This window comes from Streptomyces sp. NRRL F-5122 (assembly GCF_001507435.1).
GTDB lineage: Bacteria > Actinomycetota > Actinomycetes > Streptomycetales > Streptomycetaceae > Streptomyces > Streptomyces lannensis.
On sequence record NZ_LMWH01000105.1, the window covers coordinates 129,732 to 149,448 of the forward strand.

21 protein-coding genes and 1 pseudogene are annotated in these 19,717 nt (G+C 69.4%); 16 read left to right on the forward strand and 6 right to left on the reverse strand.

Features of this window, described 5'->3' with window-relative positions; translation table 11 throughout:
• The first annotated feature begins 14 nt into the window (after positions 1-14).
• Positions 15-761: an RDD family protein gene (locus ADL25_RS46025; RefSeq protein WP_079050317.1), complete on the forward strand. Its 747-nt coding sequence runs from the start codon at positions 15-17 to the stop codon at positions 759-761.
• A gap of 124 nt (positions 762-885) precedes the next feature.
• On the opposite strand, the gene ADL25_RS12970 is transcribed toward ADL25_RS46025, so the two are convergent.
• A complete protein-coding gene (locus tag ADL25_RS12970; protein WP_059127846.1) occupies positions 886-1,176 on the reverse strand; it encodes a hypothetical protein in 291 nt (96 codons plus the stop codon).
• A gap of 466 nt (positions 1,177-1,642) precedes the next feature.
• Between ADL25_RS12970 and ADL25_RS12975 the strand changes: the two genes are divergently transcribed.
• Together ADL25_RS12975 and ADL25_RS12980 are read left to right on the forward strand one after the other, a co-directional pair.
• On the forward strand, positions 1,643-3,985 hold the full coding sequence (locus ADL25_RS12975) for an immune inhibitor A domain-containing protein (protein ID WP_059127847.1): 2,343 nt from the start codon (positions 1,643-1,645) through the stop codon (positions 3,983-3,985).
• Positions 3,986-4,106: 121 nt separating this feature from the next.
• Positions 4,107-4,439 (forward strand): hypothetical protein, encoded by a 333-nt coding sequence (locus tag ADL25_RS12980; RefSeq protein ID WP_059127848.1) that lies wholly within the window; start codon positions 4,107-4,109, stop codon positions 4,437-4,439.
• A gap of 42 nt (positions 4,440-4,481) precedes the next feature.
• On the opposite strand, the gene ADL25_RS12985 is transcribed toward ADL25_RS12980, so the two are convergent.
• A complete protein-coding gene (locus ADL25_RS12985; RefSeq protein WP_059127849.1) occupies positions 4,482-5,069 on the reverse strand; it encodes an isochorismatase family protein in 588 nt (195 codons plus the stop codon).
• A gap of 266 nt (positions 5,070-5,335) precedes the next feature.
• A complete protein-coding gene (locus ADL25_RS12990) occupies positions 5,336-6,664 on the reverse strand; it encodes a nicotinate phosphoribosyltransferase (protein ID WP_059127850.1) in 1,329 nt (442 codons plus the stop codon).
• 92 nt (positions 6,665-6,756) lie between these two features.
• Between ADL25_RS12990 and clpS the strand changes: the two genes are divergently transcribed.
• The 9 genes from clpS (at position 6,757) to ADL25_RS13030 (ending at position 14,703) form a co-directional block, all read left to right on the forward strand.
• Positions 6,757-7,074, forward strand: a complete 318-nt coding sequence (clpS, locus tag ADL25_RS12995) for an ATP-dependent Clp protease adapter ClpS (RefSeq protein WP_059127851.1) — start codon at positions 6,757-6,759, stop codon at positions 7,072-7,074.
• A gap of 11 nt (positions 7,075-7,085) precedes the next feature.
• Positions 7,086-7,691, forward strand: a complete 606-nt coding sequence (locus ADL25_RS13000) for a DUF2017 domain-containing protein (RefSeq protein ID WP_059127852.1) — start codon at positions 7,086-7,088, stop codon at positions 7,689-7,691.
• A 343-nt stretch (positions 7,692-8,034) separates the two neighbouring features.
• Positions 8,035-9,486, forward strand: a complete 1,452-nt coding sequence (locus tag ADL25_RS13005) for an amino acid permease (RefSeq protein ID WP_059127853.1) — start codon at positions 8,035-8,037, stop codon at positions 9,484-9,486.
• A 75-nt stretch (positions 9,487-9,561) separates the two neighbouring features.
• Complete coding sequence (locus ADL25_RS13010; protein ID WP_059127874.1) at positions 9,562-9,984, forward strand: Mov34/MPN/PAD-1 family protein; 423 nt, start codon at positions 9,562-9,564, stop codon at positions 9,982-9,984.
• 79 nt (positions 9,985-10,063) lie between these two features.
• On the forward strand, positions 10,064-10,159 hold the full coding sequence (locus tag ADL25_RS51820) for a putative leader peptide (RefSeq protein ID WP_319114358.1): 96 nt from the start codon (positions 10,064-10,066) through the stop codon (positions 10,157-10,159).
• 151 nt (positions 10,160-10,310) lie between these two features.
• Positions 10,311-10,643 (forward strand): MoaD/ThiS family protein, encoded by a 333-nt coding sequence (locus tag ADL25_RS13015; RefSeq protein ID WP_059127854.1) that lies wholly within the window; start codon positions 10,311-10,313, stop codon positions 10,641-10,643.
• Positions 10,644-10,649: 6 nt separating this feature from the next.
• A complete protein-coding gene (locus ADL25_RS13020) occupies positions 10,650-11,600 on the forward strand; it encodes a PLP-dependent cysteine synthase family protein (RefSeq protein ID WP_059127855.1) in 951 nt (316 codons plus the stop codon).
• 368 nt (positions 11,601-11,968) lie between these two features.
• A complete protein-coding gene (locus ADL25_RS13025) occupies positions 11,969-14,038 on the forward strand; it encodes a putative Ig domain-containing protein (RefSeq protein WP_059127856.1) in 2,070 nt (689 codons plus the stop codon).
• Between the two features lie 140 nt (positions 14,039-14,178).
• Complete coding sequence (locus tag ADL25_RS13030) at positions 14,179-14,703, forward strand: hypothetical protein (protein ID WP_059127857.1); 525 nt, start codon at positions 14,179-14,181, stop codon at positions 14,701-14,703.
• 70 nt (positions 14,704-14,773) lie between these two features.
• On the opposite strand, the gene ADL25_RS13035 is transcribed toward ADL25_RS13030, so the two are convergent.
• Positions 14,774-15,214: a type II toxin-antitoxin system PemK/MazF family toxin gene (locus tag ADL25_RS13035; RefSeq protein ID WP_059127858.1), complete on the reverse strand. Its 441-nt coding sequence runs from the start codon at positions 15,212-15,214 to the stop codon at positions 14,774-14,776.
• A gap of 267 nt (positions 15,215-15,481) precedes the next feature.
• On the opposite strand from ADL25_RS13035, the gene ADL25_RS13040 reads away from it, so the two are divergent.
• A complete protein-coding gene (locus tag ADL25_RS13040) occupies positions 15,482-16,234 on the forward strand; it encodes an MBL fold metallo-hydrolase (protein WP_059127859.1) in 753 nt (250 codons plus the stop codon).
• 88 nt (positions 16,235-16,322) lie between these two features.
• Here the strand turns inward: ADL25_RS13040 and ADL25_RS13045 are convergent, their stop codons facing one another.
• Positions 16,323-17,573, reverse strand: coding sequence for a PTS transporter subunit EIIC (locus ADL25_RS13045; RefSeq protein ID WP_059127860.1), 1,251 nt, complete (start codon positions 17,571-17,573; stop codon positions 16,323-16,325).
• 440 nt (positions 17,574-18,013) lie between these two features.
• On the opposite strand from ADL25_RS13045, the gene ADL25_RS13050 reads away from it, so the two are divergent.
• From ADL25_RS13050 to ADL25_RS13060, 3 genes are all read left to right on the forward strand, one after another.
• Positions 18,014-18,247, forward strand: coding sequence for a glucose PTS transporter subunit EIIB (locus ADL25_RS13050; protein WP_059127861.1), 234 nt, complete (start codon positions 18,014-18,016; stop codon positions 18,245-18,247).
• A 74-nt stretch (positions 18,248-18,321) separates the two neighbouring features.
• On the forward strand, positions 18,322-19,053 hold the full coding sequence (gene rph, locus ADL25_RS13055) for a ribonuclease PH (RefSeq protein ID WP_059127862.1): 732 nt from the start codon (positions 18,322-18,324) through the stop codon (positions 19,051-19,053).
• Between the two features lie 170 nt (positions 19,054-19,223).
• Positions 19,224-19,622 carry a hypothetical protein gene (locus ADL25_RS13060; RefSeq protein WP_059127863.1) on the forward strand — a complete coding sequence of 133 codons (399 nt, stop codon included), beginning with the start codon at positions 19,224-19,226 and terminating at the stop codon, positions 19,620-19,622.
• Positions 19,623-19,629: 7 nt separating this feature from the next.
• Here the strand turns inward: ADL25_RS13060 and ADL25_RS51825 are convergent.
• Positions 19,630-19,717: pseudogene (locus ADL25_RS51825) on the reverse strand (transposase); the annotation flags it as partial.

Here is a 19,717-nt window from a genome sequence, read left to right on the forward strand (position 1 = left end):
GGTCGACTCGGGCCATGAGCACCGAACCGCCGCCCCCCGGCTCCGGGGACTCCCCGGAGGAGGACCCGTTCAGAAAACGTCAGACCCCGCCGTCCCAGGGCGGCGGCACCGAACCCCGCTGGGGCCCGCCGCCCGCCGGCGAGCCACCGCCCGGCGGCGGAAGCCCTCATGGTGCTCCGCCCGGCGGCGGAAGCCCCTACGGTGCGCCTCCGCCCGGTGGTGGAAGCCCCTACGACCGGCCTCCGCCCCCCGGGCCGCCGTACGGCGGCGGCGGTCCCTACGGCCCGTACGGCGGGACGGACCCCCTCGCCGGGATGCCTCCGCTCGCCGACAGCGGCAAGCGGGTGCTCGCGCGGATCATCGACATGATCCTCGTGGGTATCGTCGTCGCGCTGCTGTCCTGGGTGTTCCGCACCGCCGAGTACGACGTGGACGCCAACCGGATCGAGTCCGGCAAGTCCCTCGGCCAGTCCGTGATCGCCGCCGTGCTGTACATCGCCTACGACACCGTCATGATCTCCAGGTCGGGGCAGACGCTCGGCAAGAAGCTGCTGAACATGCGGGTGGCGAATCTGCAGGACGGCTCCAGCCCCTCCGTGCGGACCTCGCTGATCCGCGCCGCGGTGCTGTGGCTTCCGTTCGCGTTCTGCTGTGCCTGCGTCTGGACCGCGGTCTGCGGCGGCTGGAGCTTCTTCGACAAGCCCTACAAGCAGGGTCTGCACGACAAGGCGGCCAGAACGGTGGAGGTCAGCACGGTGTGACGCCGACGCCCCGGTGACGGCCGACGCGCGAACCGGCGGACCCTGTATCGGGACCCGCCGGTTTCGTGATGCGCTGCGCGGTGGTGCCTGTGGCGACCGTGAAGTGCTCTGCTGCGCGCCCGGTTCAGGGATTCGCCGGCTCGCGTACGGACTCGGCCGCAGCCGTTGATCCCACGGACGCCGTCGGCCGTGCGGCCGGTGCGGGCTGCCGGGCGGCGGGCCGTCGGCCACCGGCCGAAGCGGACTTCGGCACCGGCACCGTCACGGCGACGAGCAGTCCGAGTGCGAGCGCCGCGAGGGCGATCACGGCGATGCCCAGGCCCGAACTCGTCTGTGACAGCAGCAGCATGGCGAGGGTGGAGAAGATCACGGTGCAGGAACCGTAGGCGAGCTGTGCGGCGTTCGGACGAGGCATGGCCATTCCTCGGGGTGGGGGTCTCCCCCCGGTGCCTCTCGCGATGGGGGAGGATGCGGACAACGTGTGGAATCTGGGGCACTTGTCGTGTCGGGGGTGACACCGGTGTCGACCGGGCGATCCGTCACCGTTGCGACGCTCCGCCCGCCGACTCTATTCGCCTGCATGCCCGAGCGGAACGTCTGGTAAGCGTGACCTTACCCACGGTGCTGGTGCACAGGGGGCGCACGGAGTCATAGGGTCCGCCAACTGGGGAGATGCACGCGCCCGTTGACAGGCGATTATGCCGTTCGTATACCGAACGCCAGTTTCTATTAATGCATTTGGCCTGTTCAAGTCAAGGTCTGTCTTTTCTCCTAAACCTCCGGTCAAATGTCGTCACTTGACACACGCGTACACCACGCGCGGACCCCTCTCGATCGGGATTCGTCATCCGCGCGATCGGACGCGTCGGGGAGGACTTCAAGTGACCAGTAGACCCTGGACGTTCAGAGCGGCCGCGATAGGCGCGACCCTCGCGGCAGCCTCGGCCACGTTCGCGACCTTCGCGGTGGCAGAGGCGAACACGCCGGCGAATCCCGCCGCCGTGAACCGGCACGACCCACAGCCGGTGAAGCAGAAGGAGCACGACTTCGACGGCCCGCTGAGCAAGACGCAGGACGCTCAGCGCCAGGAAGCGCTCGACCAGGTCATATCGGGCAAGGCCAAGATCAAGAACCATGACGGTTCGAACGTCGTCCAGCTCAAGGGCAAGAAGGGCGACAGCAAGTACGTCGAACTCGGCCGCGAGAAGACCGACAAGATCTTCACGATCCTGGTCGAGTTCGGCGACCAGGTCGACAGCCGATACGGCGGCACCCCGGGCCCGCTGCACAACAAGATCGCCAAGCCGGACCGCAAGAAGGACAACAGCACGGACTGGCTGGCGGACTACAACCAGAAGCACTACCAGGACCTGTACTTCGGCACCGGCAAGAACACCGAGTCGCTGAAGAAGTACTACGAGACGCAGTCCTCGGGCCGCTACTCGGTCGACGGTGAGGTGACCGACTGGGTCAAGGTCCCCTACAACGAGGCCCGTTACGGATCCAACAAGGCCGGCGACAGCGCCGCCTGGTACGCGGTCCAGGACGGCGTCAACGCCTGGGTCGCCGAGCGCGAGGCGGCCGGCGACACCGCGGCCGAGATCCGCACGGAACTCGCCCAGTTCGACCAGTGGGACCGCTACGACCACGACGGCGACGGCGACTTCAACGAGCCCGACGGTTACATCGACCACTTCCAGATCGTCCACGCCGGCGAGGACGAGTCCGCGGGCGGCGGCGCCCAGGGCGAGGACGCGATCTGGGCCCACCGCTGGTACGCCTTCGGCACCGACGCGGGTGCCACCGGCCCCGACGGCAACAAGCTCGGCGGCACGCAGGTCGGCGACACCGGCATCTGGGTCGGCGACTACACCATCCAGCCGGAGAACGGCGGACTCGGCGTCTTCGCCCACGAGTACGGCCACGACCTCGGTCTGCCGGACGAGTACGACACCAACGGCGGCGAGAACTCCACCGGCTTCTGGACGCTGATGTCGTCCGGTTCCTGGCTGGGCACGGGCAAGGACGCCATCGGCAACCTGCCCGGCGACATGAACGCCTGGGACAAGCTCCAGCTGGGCTGGCTCAACTACGACACGGCCAAGGCCGGCGTGAACTCCTGGCACAAGCTGGGCCTGGCCGAGTACAACACCAAGCACAAGCAGGCGCTGGTCGTCTCCCTGCCCGACAAGGCCGTCACCACCGAGGTGGTCACCCCGGCCCAGGGCGCGACCCAGTGGTGGAGCGGCAGCGGCAACGACCTGAAGAACACGCTGACCCGGTCCGTCGACCTCACCGGCAAGTCCTCGGCCGTGCTGTCCCTGGACGGCTGGTACGACATCGAGGCCGACTACGACTACCTCTACGCCGAGGTGTCGACCGACGGCGGCGCCAACTGGACCGTCCTCGACGGCACGGTGAACGGTCAGCCGGTCCCGCGCGACGCCAGCGGCAAGCCGGCGCTCACCGGTTCCATCGACGCGTACGCCAAGCTGTCGTACCCGCTCGACGCCTACGCGGGCAAGAAGTTCGATCTGCGCTTCCGCTACCAGACCGACGGCGGTGTGGCCCTCAAGGGCTTTGCGGCCGACGAGATCGCGGTGACCGCGGACGGCTCGGCGGTGTTCTCCGACAACGCGGAGAGCGCGGACCCGGCCTGGACGGCGACGGGCTTCTCCCGCATCGGCGCGTCCTTCTCCAAGCTCTACAAGCAGTACTACGTCGCCGAGAACCGGCAGTACGTGTCGTACGACAAGACCCTGAAGGTCGGCCCGTACAACTTCGGCTTCTCGACGACCCGTCCCGACTGGGTGGAGCACATCCCGTACCAGAACGGCCTGTTGATCTGGAAGTGGGACACCTCGCAGCCGGACAACAACACCGCCGACCACCCGGGCACCGGCCTGATCCTGCCGATCGACTCGCACCCGGCGCCGCTGAAGTGGACCGACGGCACGCTGCTGCGCAACCGGTTCCAGGCCTACGACTCGCCGTTCACCCTGGAGTCCACCGACGCGATCACGCTGCACAAGGCGGACGTGCCGGTGCGGATCAAGTCGCAGAAGGGGGTGTCGGTCTTCAACGACCACACCAGCACCTACTACGACGCGTCGAACCCGGCCGCCGGTGTCAAGATCACTGACACCAACACCAAGATCAAGATCGAAAAGGCGGCCAAGGACGGCTCCACCATCGAGCTCGAGGTCGGGCCCGCGGTGAAGTAGTCCGCATCTTCGCAGGTCAGAAGCGTATCGGCGGCGACCCCCTGGCGGGCCGCCGCCGATCGTGTTTAGGTGCGTCCTGTGGCGCACTTATTGACACCGACCGGAACGGGGATGTGACTGAATGGCCGCAGGAGGTTTCTGCAAGCTGCCGAACGGCAGCGTGGTGGTGGCGCTGAACCTGCCCAGCCCGGGTTCCGGCAGCGGCTTCGTCCGCGTGCTCGTCCTCGCCCAGAACCGCGCCCGGGCGCTGACGCGACTGCGCAACCTGGGCCTGCGTGCCGTCTACCTGCGCGGCAACGCCGCCCCGCCGACCCCCGACGAGATCACCGCGGTCCTGCACCACCCCGACGGGCTGATATGGCGCACGGCACCCGACAGCGCGGGCCAGGAGCTGTCCCAGGAGCTGTGGCACCCGATCAGGGCGCTGCTGAGGAGGCCGACGGCGCAGGCGTGAGCGCCCCCGGAGGCGACCGCACCGGCGGCGCGGTCGCCGGCCCTAGGAGACGACGGGCTTGCCGGACAGGTCCACCCCGGCATCCCGGAGCTCCTCCAGCGCCCGCTCCGTGGTCTCCGCCGACACCCCGGCGGTCAGGTCCAGCAGCACCTGCGTGCGCAAGCCCCGACGCGCGGCGTCCAGGGCGGTGGCGCGCACGCAGTGGTCCGTGGCGATGCCCACCACGTCCACCTCGTCGATCTCGCGCGCCTGAAGCCAGTCGCCGAGCGACACCCCGTTCTCGTCGGTCCCCTCGAACCCGCTGTACGCGCCGGAGTACGCACCCTTGTCGAACACGGCGTCGATGGCGCCGGAGGCGACCGCCGGGGCGAAGTTCGGGTGGAAGCCCACGCCCTCCGTGCCCGCCACGCAGTGCGCGGGCCAGGTGCGGACGTAGTCGGGGTCGTCGGCGAAGTGTCCTCCCGGGGCGATGTGGTGATCCCGGGTGGCGACGACATGGCGATAGCCGGCGGGCGCCTGCCCGATCAGCTCGGTGATCGCGGCGGCCACATCGGCACCTCCGGCCACCGCGAGGCTGCCGCCTTCACAGAAGTCGTTCTGTACGTCTACGACGATCAAGGCGCGGCGCATGGTCGGTGTCCTTCGGCTTGGCGGCGGTTCGGAGTAGAGGGTGCGAGCCCGGCCGTCCGTACGAACTACCGAGCCTAGAGACTTCGGGGGCCGGGCGGGAGGGGGCGTCAGCGGGTCGGCGGCGTGCGCGGGTGCGCTGCCGTTGCATTCCCACGGGCCGCGCGTTCATGCGCCCGCGGCAGGGGTCCGGCCGAAGCCGCACCCCGCGCTCGCCCCGCGGTCCGGCCGCACCGGTCCCCCGTGCCGCTCCGGCCGGACCGGGGGCCTCACACGTAGACGGTCGGGATGACGGGTTCCCCGCGCGACAGCTGTGTCGCCGACAGCGGCAGACCGGCGCGCACGGCGGCGTGCCGATCGCGTACGACGTCCAGCGGCTCGCGGGTGAGCACCTGGCCCCCCTTGACGAGCTGGACCAGCAGCTGCCGGTCCGCCAGCCCGTCCGGCACCGCTCCGGTGCCGACCACCTCGGCCTCCGCCACCCCGTGCTCGTCGACCCGTCGCGCCGCCCACTTGCGGCCGCCGATGGAGGTCTTCCCGCCGAGCGACTTCTTGGCGACCGGCTGCAGCGGAGCCTGCGGGTCCGCCGACTCGGCGCGGGCGACCAGCTTGTAGACCATCGAGCAGGTCGGATGGCCGGAACCCGTCACCAGCTGGGTGCCGACGCCGTAGGCGTCCACGGGCGCCGCCCGCAGCGAGGCGATGGCGTACTCGTCCAGGTCGGAGGTCACGACGATCTTCGTATGGGTCGCGCCCAGTTCGTCTAGCTGCTGGCGCACCCGGTGCGCCACCAGCAGCAGGTCGCCGGAGTCGATGCGGACGGCTCCGAGCTCGGGCCCGGCGATCTCGACGGCCAGCCGGACGGCCTCGGTGACGTCGTAGGTGTCCACCAGCAGCGTGGTGCCCCGCCCGAGCGACTCGACCTGGGCCCGGAAGGCGTCCCGCTCGTTGTCGTGCACCAGGGTGAAGGCGTGGGCGGAGGTCCCGACCGTGGGGATGCCGTAGCGGAAGCCGGCGGCGAGGTCCGAGGTGGTGGTGAAGCCGCCGATGTACGCGGCCCGCGAGGCGGCCACGGCGGCCAGTTCGTGGGTGCGCCGGGCGCCCATCTCGATCAGCCCCCGGCCGTCCGCGGCCGAGGACATGCGGGAGGCGGCCGCCGCCACGGCGGAGTCGTGGTTGAGGATGGACAGGATCACGGTCTCCAGGAGCACGCACTCGGCGAAGGAGCCCTCCACCCGCATGATCGGCGAGCCGGGGAAGTACACCTCTCCCTCCGGGTAGCCCCAGATATCGCCGTCGAAGCGGTATTCGGCGAGCCAGTCCAGGGTCTGCGGATCGACGACGCGGCGTTCCCGCAGGAAGCCGAGGACGTCGGCGTCGAAGCGGAAGTTCTCGACCGCGTCCAGGACGCGCCCGGTGCCGGCCACGACGCCGTAGCGGCGGCCCTCGGGCAGCCGCCGGGTGAAGACCTCGAAGACGGAGCGCCGATCGGCGCTGCCCGCCTGGAGGGCGGCCTGCAGCATCGTCAGCTCGTAGTGGTCGGTGAAGAGTGCCGTCGAGGGCACGTCCACCGGCAGCCCAAGGTCCGCTGTGTTCATGACGTCGGATCGTACTCCCATCTCGTCAGTCTGACGATTTGTGGGGGTGGTGGCTGTGTCCGTTTGTGCGGGGGCCCGGTCGAGGTGGCAGCATGGGCCGTGTGACGGCTCCTGCACCCCTAGAGATCGAGAAGACCGAGTCGGCGGAGGAACAGTTCGCCGTTCCCGAACCCGATGTCCCCTGGGTGACGATCGTCCACAACGACCCGGTCAACCTGATGAGCTACGTGACGTACGTCTTCCAGACGTACTTCGGCTACTCGAAGGACAAGGCCACCAAGCTCATGCTCGACGTCCACCACAAGGGCCGGGCGGTCGTCTCCAGCGGTACCCGCGAGGAGATGGAACGCGACGTGCAGGCGATGCACGGCTACGGTTTGTGGGCCACCCTCCAGCAGGACCGGAAGTAACGACCTCCCTGATGTCAGGACACTTCGAATCACTCCCCGGCGGCGGTGCCGCCGTCGCGCTCGACGACGTCGAGATCTCCATCATCCGGTCGCTGGCCGTGCAGCTGCTGGAACTCATCGGCCCCGGCCCCGCCGAGAACGCCCCGGACGATCCGCTCGCCGAACTGTTCGCGGAGGGCCCCAGCGAACCCCCCTCCGACCCCGTGCTGCGCCGTCTGTTCCCGGACGCCTACGGCGGCCCCGGCGGCGACCCCGACTCGCCCGAGGAGGCCGAGGAACAGCGGGCGCATTCGGCCGAGTTCCGCCGCTTCACCGAGAACGACCTGCGGGCGCGCAAGCGCGACAACGCCCTCGCCGTGATCCGCTCGCTGGACGCGCTGACCTCGGCGAGCGAGGAGGGTGGCGTCCTGAAGCTGTCGCAGAAGGAGTCCGGGCAGTGGCTCGGCGCCCTGAACGACCTGCGCCTGGCGATCGGCTCGCGGCTCGAGGTCGTGGACGAGGACGACACCGACCACCTCTACCGGCTGCCGGACGAGGATCCGCGCAAGCCCATGGTGATGGCCTATCTGTGGCTCGGTGGCCTCCAGGAGACGCTCGTCACGACCCTTATGCCCTGATTCAAAGGGGTTTGTGGGCGCTCGGCGAGGGGCCGGTGTTCGCTCAGCGGGGGCTCAAGTCCGGATAACGATCACGTCACCACCGCGGCCCGGTGTGCCCGTTCGAGTGCATCTTTGTCCGGTTCTTCCGGTGTTGTACGTCACATGGCGTCCAGCCGATCAACGGTGCGGCCGTGATAGACCTTCACGACCGCCCGACGGGACAACACCCACGTCCGGTCGGGTGCGCCACCGAGCCGACAACCGTCGGCCAGGCACTGCTCCATCACATTCCGGGGGGATCGGAACCCGATCCGGGGCCATGGGACTGGCTCGGATCGGCATGGAGAAAGGTGCACCACACATGACCTCATCGCAGGTCGGTAAGAACTACGACGGCAGTGAGGCCGTGGGCGGCAACACCCCCGAAGAGGGGTACGAGCGCGGGCTCGGCAGCCGTCAGGTCCAGATGATCGCGATCGGCGGCGCCATCGGCGTCGGCCTCTTCCTCGGTGCCGGGGCGAACATCGCCAAGGCCGGCCCCAGTCTGATCTTCATGTACGCCCTCGCGGGCGTCATCATCTTCTTCATCATGCGGGCGCTCGGCGAACTGCTCCTCTATCGCCCGGTCTCCGGCTCCTTCGCGGAGTACTCCCGGGAGTTCCTCGGCCCGTTCTTCGGCTACTTCACCGGCTGGACGTACTGGCTCATGTGGGTGGTGACCGGCATGGCCGAGCTGACGGCCGCCGCGATCTACGTCCACTACTGGTTCCCGTCCATCCCGCAATGGGTGACGGCGCTGGTCTTCCTGGTGGTCCTGTTCGTGGCCAACCTGATCTCGGTGAAGCTGTTCGGCGAGATCGAGTTCTGGTTCTCGATGGTCAAGGTCACCGCGCTGATCGGCATGATCGTCATCGGTCTCGGTGTGCTGACGTTCGGCTTCAGCTCCGCCGGTGACACCGCCTCCGTCTCCAACCTCTGGCAGTTCGACGGCTTCTTCCCCAAGGGCATCGGCTCCTCGCTGATGACCCTGCAGGGCGTCATGTTCGCCTACCTCGCCGTCGAGCTGGTCGGTGTGACGGCCGGTGAGTCGGAGAACCCGGAGAAGACCCTGCCCAAGGCGATCAACACCCTGCCCTGGCGCATCGCGCTGTTCTACGTCGGTGCCCTCACCGTCATCCTCTGCGTGGTGAAGTGGACCGAGTTCGGGGCCGGTGTGAGCCCGTTCGTCGAGGCATTCGCGAAAATCGGCATTCCCGCCGGTGCGGGCATCGTCAACTTCGTGGTGCTCACCGCGGCCCTGTCCTCCTGCAACTCGGGCATGTACTCCACCGGCCGCATGCTGCGCACCCTCGCCGACAACGGCGAGGCCCCGAAGGCGTTCAGCCGGCTGTCGGCGTCGAAGACCCCGGCCCTCGGCATCACGACCTCGGTCGCCTGCATGGGCGTCGGCGTGGTCCTCAACTACGTCGTCCCGGAGAAGGCCTTCGGCTACGTCACCTCGGTGGCCACCGCGGCCGGCATCTGGACCTGGCTGATGATCCTGATCAGCCACGTCCTGTACCGCCGCGCGGTGGTGGCGGGCCGGCTGCGCGCCTCCTCGTTCCCGGCACCCGGCGGCGCGGTGTGCAGCTGGATCGCCATCGCGTTCCTGCTCTTCGTCACCGCCCTGATCGCGTACGACGCGGACTCCCGCGTCTGCCTGTACGTGATGGCCGTCTGGGCCGCCGCCCTGGCCGTCGGCTGGGTCGTGCTCAAGGCCCGTAACCCGCAGGTCGCCGAGCGCCGCGGAACGCGGCTGGAGAAGGTCGGCTGAGTCGCACAGCCCACCATGTGGGCCGCCCCGTACCACCCTTCGGTACGGGGCGGCCCTCTGCTTATCCTGACCGTCATGCTGACCATCACCGAGGACCTGTACGACCGGATCGTCGCCCACGCGCGCCAGGACCACCCCGACGAGGCGTGCGGCGTGGTCGCGGGCCCAGTGGGCCCGGGCCGCCCCGAGCGTTTCATCCCGATGCTGAACGCGGCCCGCTCGCCCACGTTCTACGAGTTCGACTCCGGCGATCTGCTCAAGCTGTACCGGGAGATGGACGACCGCGACGAGGAGCCGGTGGTCATCTACCACTCCCACACGGCGACCGAGGCGTACCCCTCCCGCACGGACATCTCGTACGCCAACGAGCCGGGTGCCCACTACGTCCTGGTCTCGACCGCCGACACCGACGACGCCGGCCCCTTCCAGTTCCGCTCGTTCCGGATCGTGGAGGGAGAGGTGACAGAGGAGGAGGTCACGGTGGTGAAGAGCTACTGATCCCGCAATTCGGGCAGAATTCATCCACCATGCGAGATCACACTCCGGACGCCGAGGGGGGAATCGATACGATGACCCCATGGTTCTCCACGACGTGAGCAAGAAGACGCCGGGCACGCTGCTCGTGGCGCGGCTGCACGTCGATCTGTGCAGGTCGAACAGCGCCATCTGTTGACGCCGCACTGCCGCCGTCCGGCCGGGCCGCGGCGTACCGCCCCGCGTCCTGTCATGACGCTCCGCGCCGCCGTGCGCGTCCGCAAGCTCTCGGCTCCGCTGGAGCAGGGGGCGCCCTCCATCCAGACTTCTCCCGACAGGAGCCCCGAGCCATGGCCATCGAGGTCCGCATCCCCACCATCCTCCGCCAGTACACCGACGGCCAGAAGGCCGTCGAGGGCAACGGGGAGACCCTCGCCGAGCTGTTCGCCGACCTCGAGACGCGTCACACGGGCATCCAGGCCCGCATCGTGGACGGCGGGGAGCTGCGCCGCTTCGTGAACGTCTACCTGAACGACGAGGACGTCCGCTTCCTCGACGGCATCAACACCAAGCTCGCCGACGGCGACAACGTGACCATCCTGCCCGCCGTGGCCGGAGGCTCCGCCGCGGCCGAGCCGCGGCCGGCCCGTACGGTGGCCGGGCGCCGGCCGCGAACGGCCTGATCGCGGATGCGCTACGACTCCCCGCTGGCCGCGGTGGGCAACACCCCTCTGGTGCGCCTGCCGCGGCTCTCGCCGTCCCCCGACGTCCGCATCTGGGCCAAGCTGGAGGACCGCAACCCGACCGGCTCGGTCAAGGACCGTCCCGCCCTGCACATGATCGAGCAGGCGGAGAGGGACGGCCGGCTGACCCCTGGCTGCACGATCCTGGAGCCCACCTCGGGCAACACGGGCATCTCCCTGGCCATGGCGGCGAAGCTCAAGGGCTACCGCATGGTGTGCGTCATGCCGGAGAACACCTCGCAGGAGCGCCGTGACCTGCTGGGCATGTGGGGTGCCGAGATCATTTCGAGCCCGGCCGCGGGCGGTTCCAACACCGCCGTGCGCGTCGCCAAGGAGCTGGCGGCCGAGCACCCGGACTGGGTGATGCTCTACCAGTACGGAAATCCGGACAACGCGGGCGCGCACTACGCGACCACCGGTCCGGAGATCCTGGCCGACCTCCCCTCCGTCACGCATTTCGTGGCCGGCCTCGGCACCACCGGCACGCTCATGGGCGTGGGCCGGTATCTGCGCGAGAACAAGCCGGACGTGCGGATCGTCGCGGCCGAGCCGCGCTACGACGACCTGGTCTACGGCCTGCGGAACCTCGACGAGGGCTTCGTGCCGGAGCTGTACGACGCCTCGGTCCTGACCACCCGCTTCTCCGTCGGCTCGGCGGACGCGGTGACCCGTACCCGTGAACTGCTCCAGCAGGAGGGCATCTTCGCGGGCGTCTCCACGGGTGCGGCGCTGCACGCGGCCATCGGGGTCGGTGCCAAGGCCGTCAAGGCGGGCGAGAGCGCCGACATCGTCTTCATCGTGGCCGACGGCGGCTGGAAGTACCTGTCGACGGGCGTCTACACGGCGGCGACGACGGAAGAGGCGATCAAGACACTGCACGGTCAGCTGTGGGCATAGGGTTTTCCCTACGGAGGTGACCGGGGGCCCCGCCCCCGGAACCCGCCTTCTCATCAACACGCCAATGCCCGCCAATCGGCGCGCTAAGTGCCGCCTATGGAGCGGCAAAGATCTCTCTTCGGGACTGCCCGCCCTCGCCGGACCGGGCTAGGTTCTGCCCGCACCCTGTCATGTCACGCTCACTGGGCTCTCAGGGTGTTCACGGCGCTATAAGTGTCATGCCCATGGCAACGCGTCCTACCGTCGCTACGCGCGTCACAGGCCTGCCACTCAGCTTCAGGAATCCCCACTTCCCGGCTGTGGCTCCGCGTCCGGCCCGACCCAGGCCCCGCGCGGCGCCGGCCTCAAACCGAGAGAGGCAGCACCCCATGCGTGAGTCCCGCCCGAGCAAGCGGCGACGGAGCCTGCGAAGACTCCTGACCGCCGCCCTCCCCGCTCTCGCCCTCACCGTCGCCGGTCTCATGGCGGCCCCGGCCGCCGGCGCCCAGAGCGCCCCCGGCAGCGCGCAGTCCTCCCACACCACCCAGAACGCCCGGGCGCTGACCAGCCCCGAGGCGCAGACCGTCCACGCCACCGGCAAGCCCGGCCAGAAGGTGCCGACACAGCACCTGTGCGGTGCCCCGACCGCCGGTCACGCGTCCTGCTTCGCCCAGCGGCGCACCGATATCGAGCAGCGGCTCGCCTCCGCGATGGCGGCCGCCGCACCCTCCGGCCTGAGCCCCGCCAACCTGCACAGCGCCTACAACCTGCCCTCGACCGGCGGCTCCGGCATGACGGTCGCGGTCGTCGACGCGTACAACGACCCCAACGCCGAATCGGACCTCGCGACCTACCGCTCGACCTACGGGCTGTCCGCGTGCACCAAGGCCAACGGCTGCTTCAAGCAGGTCAGCCAGACCGGTTCGACCACCTCGCTGCCGTCCAACGACACCGGCTGGGCGGGCGAGGAGGCGCTGGACATCGACATGGTCAGCGCCGTCTGCCCGAACTGCAAGATCATCCTCGTCGAGGCCAACTCCGCGAACGACACCGATCTCGGCACGGCCGAGAACGAGGCCGTCGCGCTCGGCGCCAAGTTCGTCTCCAACAGCTGGGGCGGCGGTGAGGCGTCGTCCCAGACCAGTGAGGACACTCAGTACTTCAAGCACCCCGGCGTCGCGATCACGGTCTCCTCGGGCGACGAGGCCTACGGCGCCGAGTACCCGGCGGCCTCCCAGTACGTGACCGCCGTGGGCGGCACCGCGCTGTCGACGTCCTCCAACTCCCGCGGCTGGACCGAGTCCGTGTGGAAGACCAACAGCACCGAGGGCACCGGCTCCGGCTGCTCGGCCTACGACCCCAAGCCGAGCTGGCAGACCGACACCGGCTGCTCCCGGCGCATGGAGGCCGACGTCTCGGCGGTCGCCGACCCGGCCACCGGCGTCGCGGTCTACGACACCTACGGCGGCTCCGGCTGGGCGGTCTACGGCGGTACCAGCGCCTCCGCCCCGATCATCGCCGGCGTCTACGCCCTCGCGGGCACCCCGGGCGCCACGGACTACCCGGCGAAGTACCCCTACTCCCACACCGCGAACCTGTACGACGTCACGACCGGCAACAACGGCAGCTGCTCCACGTCGTACTTCTGCACCGCGCGCGCCGGCTACGACGGCCCGACCGGCTGGGGCACCCCCAACGGCACGGCCGCCTTCTCGGCGGGCAGCAGCTCCGGCAACACCGTGACCGTCACCAGCCCTGGCAACCAGTCCACCACGACCGGCGGCTCGGTCAGCCTGCAGATCTCGGCCTCCGACAGCGCGGGTGCGGCGCTCACCTACAGCGCGACCGGGCTGCCCACCGGACTGTCGATCAACAGCTCGACCGGCCTGATCTCCGGAACCGCGTCCACAGCGGGCACCTACAGCGCGACCGTCACGGCCAAGGACTCAACCGGCGCCTCGGGCTCGGCGTCCTTCAGCTGGACGGTCGGCTCCTCCGGCGGCTCCTGCTCCTCGGCGCAGTTGCTGGGCAACCCGGGCTTCGAGTCGGGCAGCACCGGCTGGACCACGACGAGCGGGGTCATCACCAACGACAGCGGTGAGGCGGCACACGGCGGTTCGTACAAGGCCTGGCTCGACGGGTACGGGTCCTCGCACACCGACACGCTGTCCCAGTCGGTGACGATCCCGTCCGGGTGCAGGGCCACGCTCACCTTCTACCTGCACATCGACACGGCGGAGACCACCACCGGCAGCCAGTACGACAAGCTGACGGTGACCGCCGGTTCGACCACGCTGGCGACGTACTCGAACCTCAACGCCGCCACCGGATACGCGCAGAAGTCCTTCGACCTGTCCTCCTTCGCGGGGTCCACGGTCACCCTGAAGTTCAGCGGCGCCGAGGACTCCTCGCTGCAGACCAGCTTCGTCGTCGACGACACCGCACTGACGACCGGCTGAGCACCTCCGGCACCAAGGGCCCCGGCCGTACCAGCGGCCGGGGCCCGCTCGCGGTCGCGGGCGGATCCTGATGAGCTGGAGGAACGTCACACCAGCACGAGGACAGGACCGAGGACGAGGCAGAGGAAGGCGGCCGCCCCATGCGCGGTACGACGCTCCACCGGACCACCACCGTCACCGCCGTCGCGGCAGCGGCACTTCTCGTCGTGGGCTGCGGGGCCGGCAGCGGCGCCGGTTCGTCCGGCAGCGGTGCGACCCCGCCGTCGGCACCGCCTGCATCGTCGGCACCGGTCCCGCCGTCGGCACCGGCCTCACCGTCGCTCCCGCCGACCCCCACCGGGACGGGGTGCGCGCCCGAGGTGCAGCTCACCGCGGCCGACACGGGCCGCACGGTGTGCCTGGCACAGGGCGGGCGGATCCGCATCGCCCTGGACGGTTCCAAGGACCGGCCCTGGGCCGTCGTCGCCGCCAGGGGAGACGCGCTCGAGGCCACCAACGCCGGCATCGCCGTCCCGCCGGGCGACGCCCTCGCCGCGTTCGAGGCGGTCGCGCCCGGAACGGCGTGGCTCACCTCGAGCCGCCCCCTGTGCGCCCGGCAACCGGGCCGGAACGCGTGCCTGGGCATCGAGCAGTGGACCGTCACGGTGACCGTGACGGCACCGTGAGGACGACGCCGGGGGAGAGGACGAAGACCGAAGGAAGGACAGGGCCGTCAAGGACACGCCATGAGGCCGGTCACCCAGCGAGATACCGCACCTGATCCCACAGCACGGGATCCACCACGCCCACCCGGCGCCGGAAGTCCCACAGCGGCACGTCGCGCAGTTCGTCGGTCTCCAGGAAGCTGGGCCGCCCGTGGGCGTCGGCCACCGTGCCCGGCGGCAGCGGTATCACGCCCGCCCGCTCGTCGCGGTACCGACTGGTGATCTTGGCGACCGTCGCGCTGTCCCCGCGCACCGTCAGCACCAGGCAGGGCCGGTCCTTCGAACCGACCCGGTCCTCGTACGGAACGCTCGCCCACCAGATCTCGGCCGGCCGCGGATGCAGCCGGGCGCGTCCAGGCGGACGCGTCGCGGCACGGCGGGGGCGTTGCCCACGCCCCCATCCGTCCACCAGCGTCGCGATCAGCGCGAGCAGCACCACCGCCGCCAGCGCCAGCCACCAGGACGTGTCCATATCGTTGACGGTACCGGCGTACAAGGCCCACCGCCCGCCCTTGGCGCACACCAACGCGCCGCCGCACCGCGGGTCGTGCGCCCCGACGCACTCCCCACGCGCCCATGGTCCAGCCGAACCGGTGACACCACAGGTGAGTTCGCCCACAACGGCCCCTGGCGGAGGAGCGACCGGCCCTTTTGCGCCTTACGCTCGACGGACCGCACGACCCCCGTCACCGCCCGTTCCTGCCTTGTGCACTTTCTGCCACGCGGAGGTTCCAGCTTTATGAAGCTCACCGTCGTCGGCTGCTCGGGGTCGTTTCCGTCCGCGGACTCGGCCTGCTCGAGCTACCTCGTAGAGGCCGACGGCTTCCGGCTGCTGCTCGACATGGGCAACGGCGCCCTTGGCGAGCTGCAGCGCCACTGCGGTCTCTACGACCTCGACGCGATCTTCCTCAGTCATCTGCACGCCGACCACTGCATCGACATGCTCGGGTACTTCGTCGCGCGCTACTACCGCCACGACGGCGGCCGCGCCGCACCCATCCCGGTCTACGGTCCGGAGGGCACCGAGCAGCGCCTGACCACCGCCTACGCCGACACCCCCTCGGCCTCCTCGATGAGCGAGGTCTTCGACTTCCACACGGTCAAGCCCGGCTCGTTCGAGATCGGCCCCTTCACCGTCCACACGGAACGCGTGCGCCACCCCGTGGAGGCGTACGGCATCCGCGTCGAGTACGGCGGCAGGTCGCTCACCTACTCCGGCGACACCGGTGTGAGCGAGGCCCTGGACGAACTCGCCCGTGACACGGACCTCTTCCTGTGCGAGGCCGCGTTCACCTACGGCAAGGAGAACATCCCCGACCTCCACCTCAACGGCCGTGAGGCCGGCGAGGCCGCCGCCCGCGCCGGAGCCCGCCGACTGGTCCTGACCCACATCCCGCCGTGGACCGACCCCCAGGTCAATCTGGCGGACGCCCGGTCCGTCTACTCCGGACCCGTGGAACTGGCGACGCCCCGGGCGACGTACGAGGTCTAGGACCGGCGTACGGGCAACGCCCCTCACACGCCCGAAGGCCCCGGAACCTGAGAGGTTCCGGGGCCTTCGTGTCGTTCGGGGGAGTCGCTCACGCCTTCGTGAGGTCCTCGACCTCCTCCTCGGGCTCGCGGCCCGGGGTGGGGAGGTTGAACTTGACGATCGCGAAGCGGAAGACGAAGTAGTAGATCGCCGCGAACACCAGGCCGATCGGGATGATCAGCCATGGCTTGGTCGCCAGGTTCCAGTTCAGCAGGTAGTCGATGGCACCCGCGGAGAAGGTGAAGCCCGCGTGGACGCCGAGCGCCCAGGTGACCGCCATGGACAGGGCGGTGAGGACCGCGTGGATCGCGTACAGCACCGGGGCGATGAACATGAACGAGAACTCGATCGGCTCGGTCACACCGGTCACGAAGGAGGTCAGCGCCAGCGAGATCATCATGCCCAGCACGGCCTTGCGGCGCTCGGGACGGGCGGTGTGCGCGATGGCGAGCGCGGCGGCCGGAAGGCCGAACATCATGATCGGGAAGAAGCCCGACATGAACTGTCCGGCGGTCGGGTCACCGGCGAAGAACCGGTAGAGGTCACCGTGGACGACCTCACCGGCCGAGTTCTTGAAGTCACCGATCTGGAACCAGGAGACGGTGTTCACGAACTGGTGCATGCCGACCGGGATCAGCGCGCGGTTGATCAGACCGAACAGACCCGCGCCCAGCGCGCCGAGACCGGTGATCCACTCACCGAAGTTCGAGATGCCCTCGCCGATCGGCTTCCAGATCAGACCGAAGAAGACGCCGGCGAGCGTGCCGACGAAGGCCATGATGATCGGGACCAGGCGCCGGCCGTTGAAGAAGCCGAGCCAGTCGACCAGCTTGGTCCGGTGGTAGCGCTGCCACAGCACCGCCGACAGCAGACCCATCAGGATGCCGCCGAGGACGCCGGGGTTGTTGTAGGTGGCGGCTATGTCGGCGCCGGCCTGGACCTTGGCCTCGGTGACCGGGAAGGCCTTCAGCACATTGCTGTAGACAAGGAAGCCGACCAGGGCCGCCAGTGCCGTGGAGCCGTCGGACTTCTTGGCGAAGCCGATCGCCACACCGATGCAGAACAGCATCGGCAGGTTGTCGAAGATCGCCCCACCAGCTGTGGCGAACACTGCCGTGACCTTGTCGGGCAGGTTCAGCTTGTCGTGGACGTCCTGCTGGCCGAGTCGCAGGAGAATACCCGCCGCCGGCAGTACGGCGATCGGGAGCTGGAGACTGCGGCCGACCTTCTGCAGGCCCTGGAACAGACCTGATCCCCGCTTCTTTGCGGGGGCCGCCGAGGTTTCGGTGGCGGTGCTCATAGTTCCTCCATGTGCTGGGGGCTGCCGGGGGACGGGAAGGGCTGAACGAGGTGGGCAGCTCCCGCGTGGTCTACACCACTCACTGGTGTAGACCTGTTGTAGCACGGTGAAGGTGGGATAAGGAACCCGTGAATTCTGTAGTCCCGGACATACCGTAAGTAGTGCCGCACTTGCGGCGAATTCCCGGAAACGATAGCTCGATCCGGTAATGCGGTAGAGGTCTGAAGGACGTGATTAGTGCCACTTGGTCGTTATGTCCGGGCAAGGTCACCCCGGGCCGCACCGCGTTTGGCGCCCTATCCCGGCGTGGTGTAGACCAGTTCGCGGGACGGTCGCACTGTCGGGAACGCCTTCCTCGGGTTCGCACGACCAGACCGCTCGCAAAGTTCGTCCACCTATGGGTTACTGCGACAAAGCGGTTCGGATCAGGGAGAAGAGACATGGCCAGCAAGGCTGAGAAGATCGTCGCCGGTCTCGGCGGCATCGACAACATCGACGAGATCGAGGGCTGCATCACCCGGCTGCGCACCGAGGTCCACGACGCCTCTCTGGTCGACGAGGCCGCTCTGAAGGCCGCCGGCGCCCACGGCGTCGTCAAGATGGGCACCGCCATCCAGGTCGTCGTCGGCACGGACGCGGACCCGATCGCCGCGGAGATCGAAGACATGATGTGAGCCCACGCGCCCACACGTCGGGGGCCCCTCCCACCGGGAGGGGCCCCCGACGCATCTATGGATAGGCTCGGCCCATGTCTCGAATCGACGGCCGCACGCCCGAACAGCTCCGCCCCATCAGCATCGAGCGCGGCTGGAGCAAGCACGCCGAGGGCTCCGTCCTCGTCTCCTTCGGCGACACCAAGGTCCTCTGCACCGCCTCCGTCACCGAAGGCGTCCCGCGCTGGCGCAAGGGCAGCGGCGAGGGCTGGGTCACCGCCGAGTACGCCATGCTGCCCCGCTCCACCAACACCCGCGGCGACCGCGAATCGGTCAAGGGCAAGATCGGCGGCCGTACCCACGAGATCAGCCGCCTCATCGGCCGCTCCCTGCGCGCCGTCGTCGACTACAAGGCGCTCGGCGAGAACACCGTCGTCCTCGACTGCGACGTCCTCCAGGCGGACGGCGGCACCCGCACCGCCGCGATCACCGGCGCCTACGTCGCACTCGCCGACGCGGTCGCCTGGGCGCAGCGCAAGAAGCTCGTACGGGCCGGCCGGCAGCCGCTGACCGGCACGGTCGCGGCCGTCTCCGTCGGCATCGTGAGCGGCGTACCGCTCCTGGACCTCTGCTACGAGGAGGACGTCCGGGCCGACACCGACATGAACGTCGTCTGCACCGGCGACGGCCGCTTCGTGGAAGTACAGGGCACGGCGGAGGCCGCACCCTTCGACCGCACGGAACTCAACGCCCTGCTCGACCTGGCAGTCTCCGGCTGCGACCGGCTCGCCACCCTGCAACGCGACGCCCTCGAGGCAACCGAGTAGCGCCGAACGGCGTTTTCAGGGGTAGCCGCACCGCTGACGCGAAGGGCGCCCGGGGGTACCCCGCGCGCCCGGACACAGCCCCGAACGACCACCGACGGGTCGGGCGAGCCGGACCGGCTGGCGCGCCCACGGGAAAGTGCCGCACCGCCGACGGGGAGGGAATCCGTTCCATGGCCGCGCGCCACCGCCGCCGCACCACCGCCGCGGCACTCGCAGCCGTCGCCGTACTCGCCGCCATGGGCGCGAGCGCGGGCTGCGACGCCGTCGACAAGGCGATCGACTGCGTCCAGACCGCCGACGCGATCGCCGACAGCGTCACCGACCTCCAGCAGGCCGTCGAGAACGCGGCGAACGACCCGACGCAGACCGACGCGTCCCTCGACTCCATCGAGAGGAACCTCGACAAGATCGGGAACACGACGGACGACGTCGATCTCGACAAGGCGGTCGACCATCTGCGCACGTCCGTCACGAACGTCCGCGAGGCCGTCCGCAACGGCGACAAAACCCCCGACGTCGGCCCCGTCACGGACGCCGCCGGAGAGCTGACCAAGGTCTGCACGTCCTAGTGCCGCCTCAGGCAACGTTTGCCCTGTCGATGACGGCTTGTAGGTGCTGGTCGTCGGCATGGCGGTTTCGCCAGATGATGTAGCGGCGGATCATG

Excerpts from the sequence above, each read along its gene's own strand:
- ADL25_RS13020 (WP_059127855.1), top strand. The coding sequence starts at position 10,650 with ATGCGCTACGACTCCCCGCTGGCCGCGGTGGGCAACACCCCTCTGGTG.
- ADL25_RS13045 (WP_059127860.1), bottom strand. The coding sequence starts at position 17,573 with ATGAGCACCGCCACCGAAACCTCGGCGGCCCCCGCAAAGAAGCGGGGA.
- ADL25_RS13005 (WP_059127853.1), top strand. The coding sequence starts at position 8,035 with ATGACCTCATCGCAGGTCGGTAAGAACTACGACGGCAGTGAGGCCGTG.
- ADL25_RS13050 (WP_059127861.1), top strand. The coding sequence starts at position 18,014 with ATGGCCAGCAAGGCTGAGAAGATCGTCGCCGGTCTCGGCGGCATCGAC.
- ADL25_RS13025 (WP_059127856.1), top strand. The coding sequence starts at position 11,969 with ATGCGTGAGTCCCGCCCGAGCAAGCGGCGACGGAGCCTGCGAAGACTC.
- clpS (WP_059127851.1), top strand. The coding sequence starts at position 6,757 with ATGGGCCGTGTGACGGCTCCTGCACCCCTAGAGATCGAGAAGACCGAG.
- ADL25_RS13060 (WP_059127863.1), top strand. The coding sequence starts at position 19,224 with ATGGCCGCGCGCCACCGCCGCCGCACCACCGCCGCGGCACTCGCAGCC.
- ADL25_RS13015 (WP_059127854.1), top strand. The coding sequence starts at position 10,311 with ATGGCCATCGAGGTCCGCATCCCCACCATCCTCCGCCAGTACACCGAC.
- ADL25_RS12985 (WP_059127849.1), bottom strand. The coding sequence starts at position 5,069 with ATGCGCCGCGCCTTGATCGTCGTAGACGTACAGAACGACTTCTGTGAA.
- ADL25_RS46025 (WP_079050317.1), top strand. The coding sequence starts at position 15 with ATGAGCACCGAACCGCCGCCCCCCGGCTCCGGGGACTCCCCGGAGGAG.
- ADL25_RS13040 (WP_059127859.1), top strand. The coding sequence starts at position 15,482 with ATGAAGCTCACCGTCGTCGGCTGCTCGGGGTCGTTTCCGTCCGCGGAC.
- ADL25_RS13030 (WP_059127857.1), top strand. The coding sequence starts at position 14,179 with ATGCGCGGTACGACGCTCCACCGGACCACCACCGTCACCGCCGTCGCG.
- ADL25_RS13010 (WP_059127874.1), top strand. The coding sequence starts at position 9,562 with ATGCTGACCATCACCGAGGACCTGTACGACCGGATCGTCGCCCACGCG.
- ADL25_RS12990 (WP_059127850.1), bottom strand. The coding sequence starts at position 6,664 with ATGAACACAGCGGACCTTGGGCTGCCGGTGGACGTGCCCTCGACGGCA.
- ADL25_RS51820 (WP_319114358.1), top strand. The coding sequence starts at position 10,064 with ATGGTTCTCCACGACGTGAGCAAGAAGACGCCGGGCACGCTGCTCGTG.
- ADL25_RS13035 (WP_059127858.1), bottom strand. The coding sequence starts at position 15,214 with ATGGACACGTCCTGGTGGCTGGCGCTGGCGGCGGTGGTGCTGCTCGCG.
- ADL25_RS13000 (WP_059127852.1), top strand. The coding sequence starts at position 7,086 with ATGTCAGGACACTTCGAATCACTCCCCGGCGGCGGTGCCGCCGTCGCG.
- ADL25_RS12970 (WP_059127846.1), bottom strand. The coding sequence starts at position 1,176 with ATGCCTCGTCCGAACGCCGCACAGCTCGCCTACGGTTCCTGCACCGTG.
- ADL25_RS12980 (WP_059127848.1), top strand. The coding sequence starts at position 4,107 with ATGGCCGCAGGAGGTTTCTGCAAGCTGCCGAACGGCAGCGTGGTGGTG.
- rph (WP_059127862.1), top strand. The coding sequence starts at position 18,322 with ATGTCTCGAATCGACGGCCGCACGCCCGAACAGCTCCGCCCCATCAGC.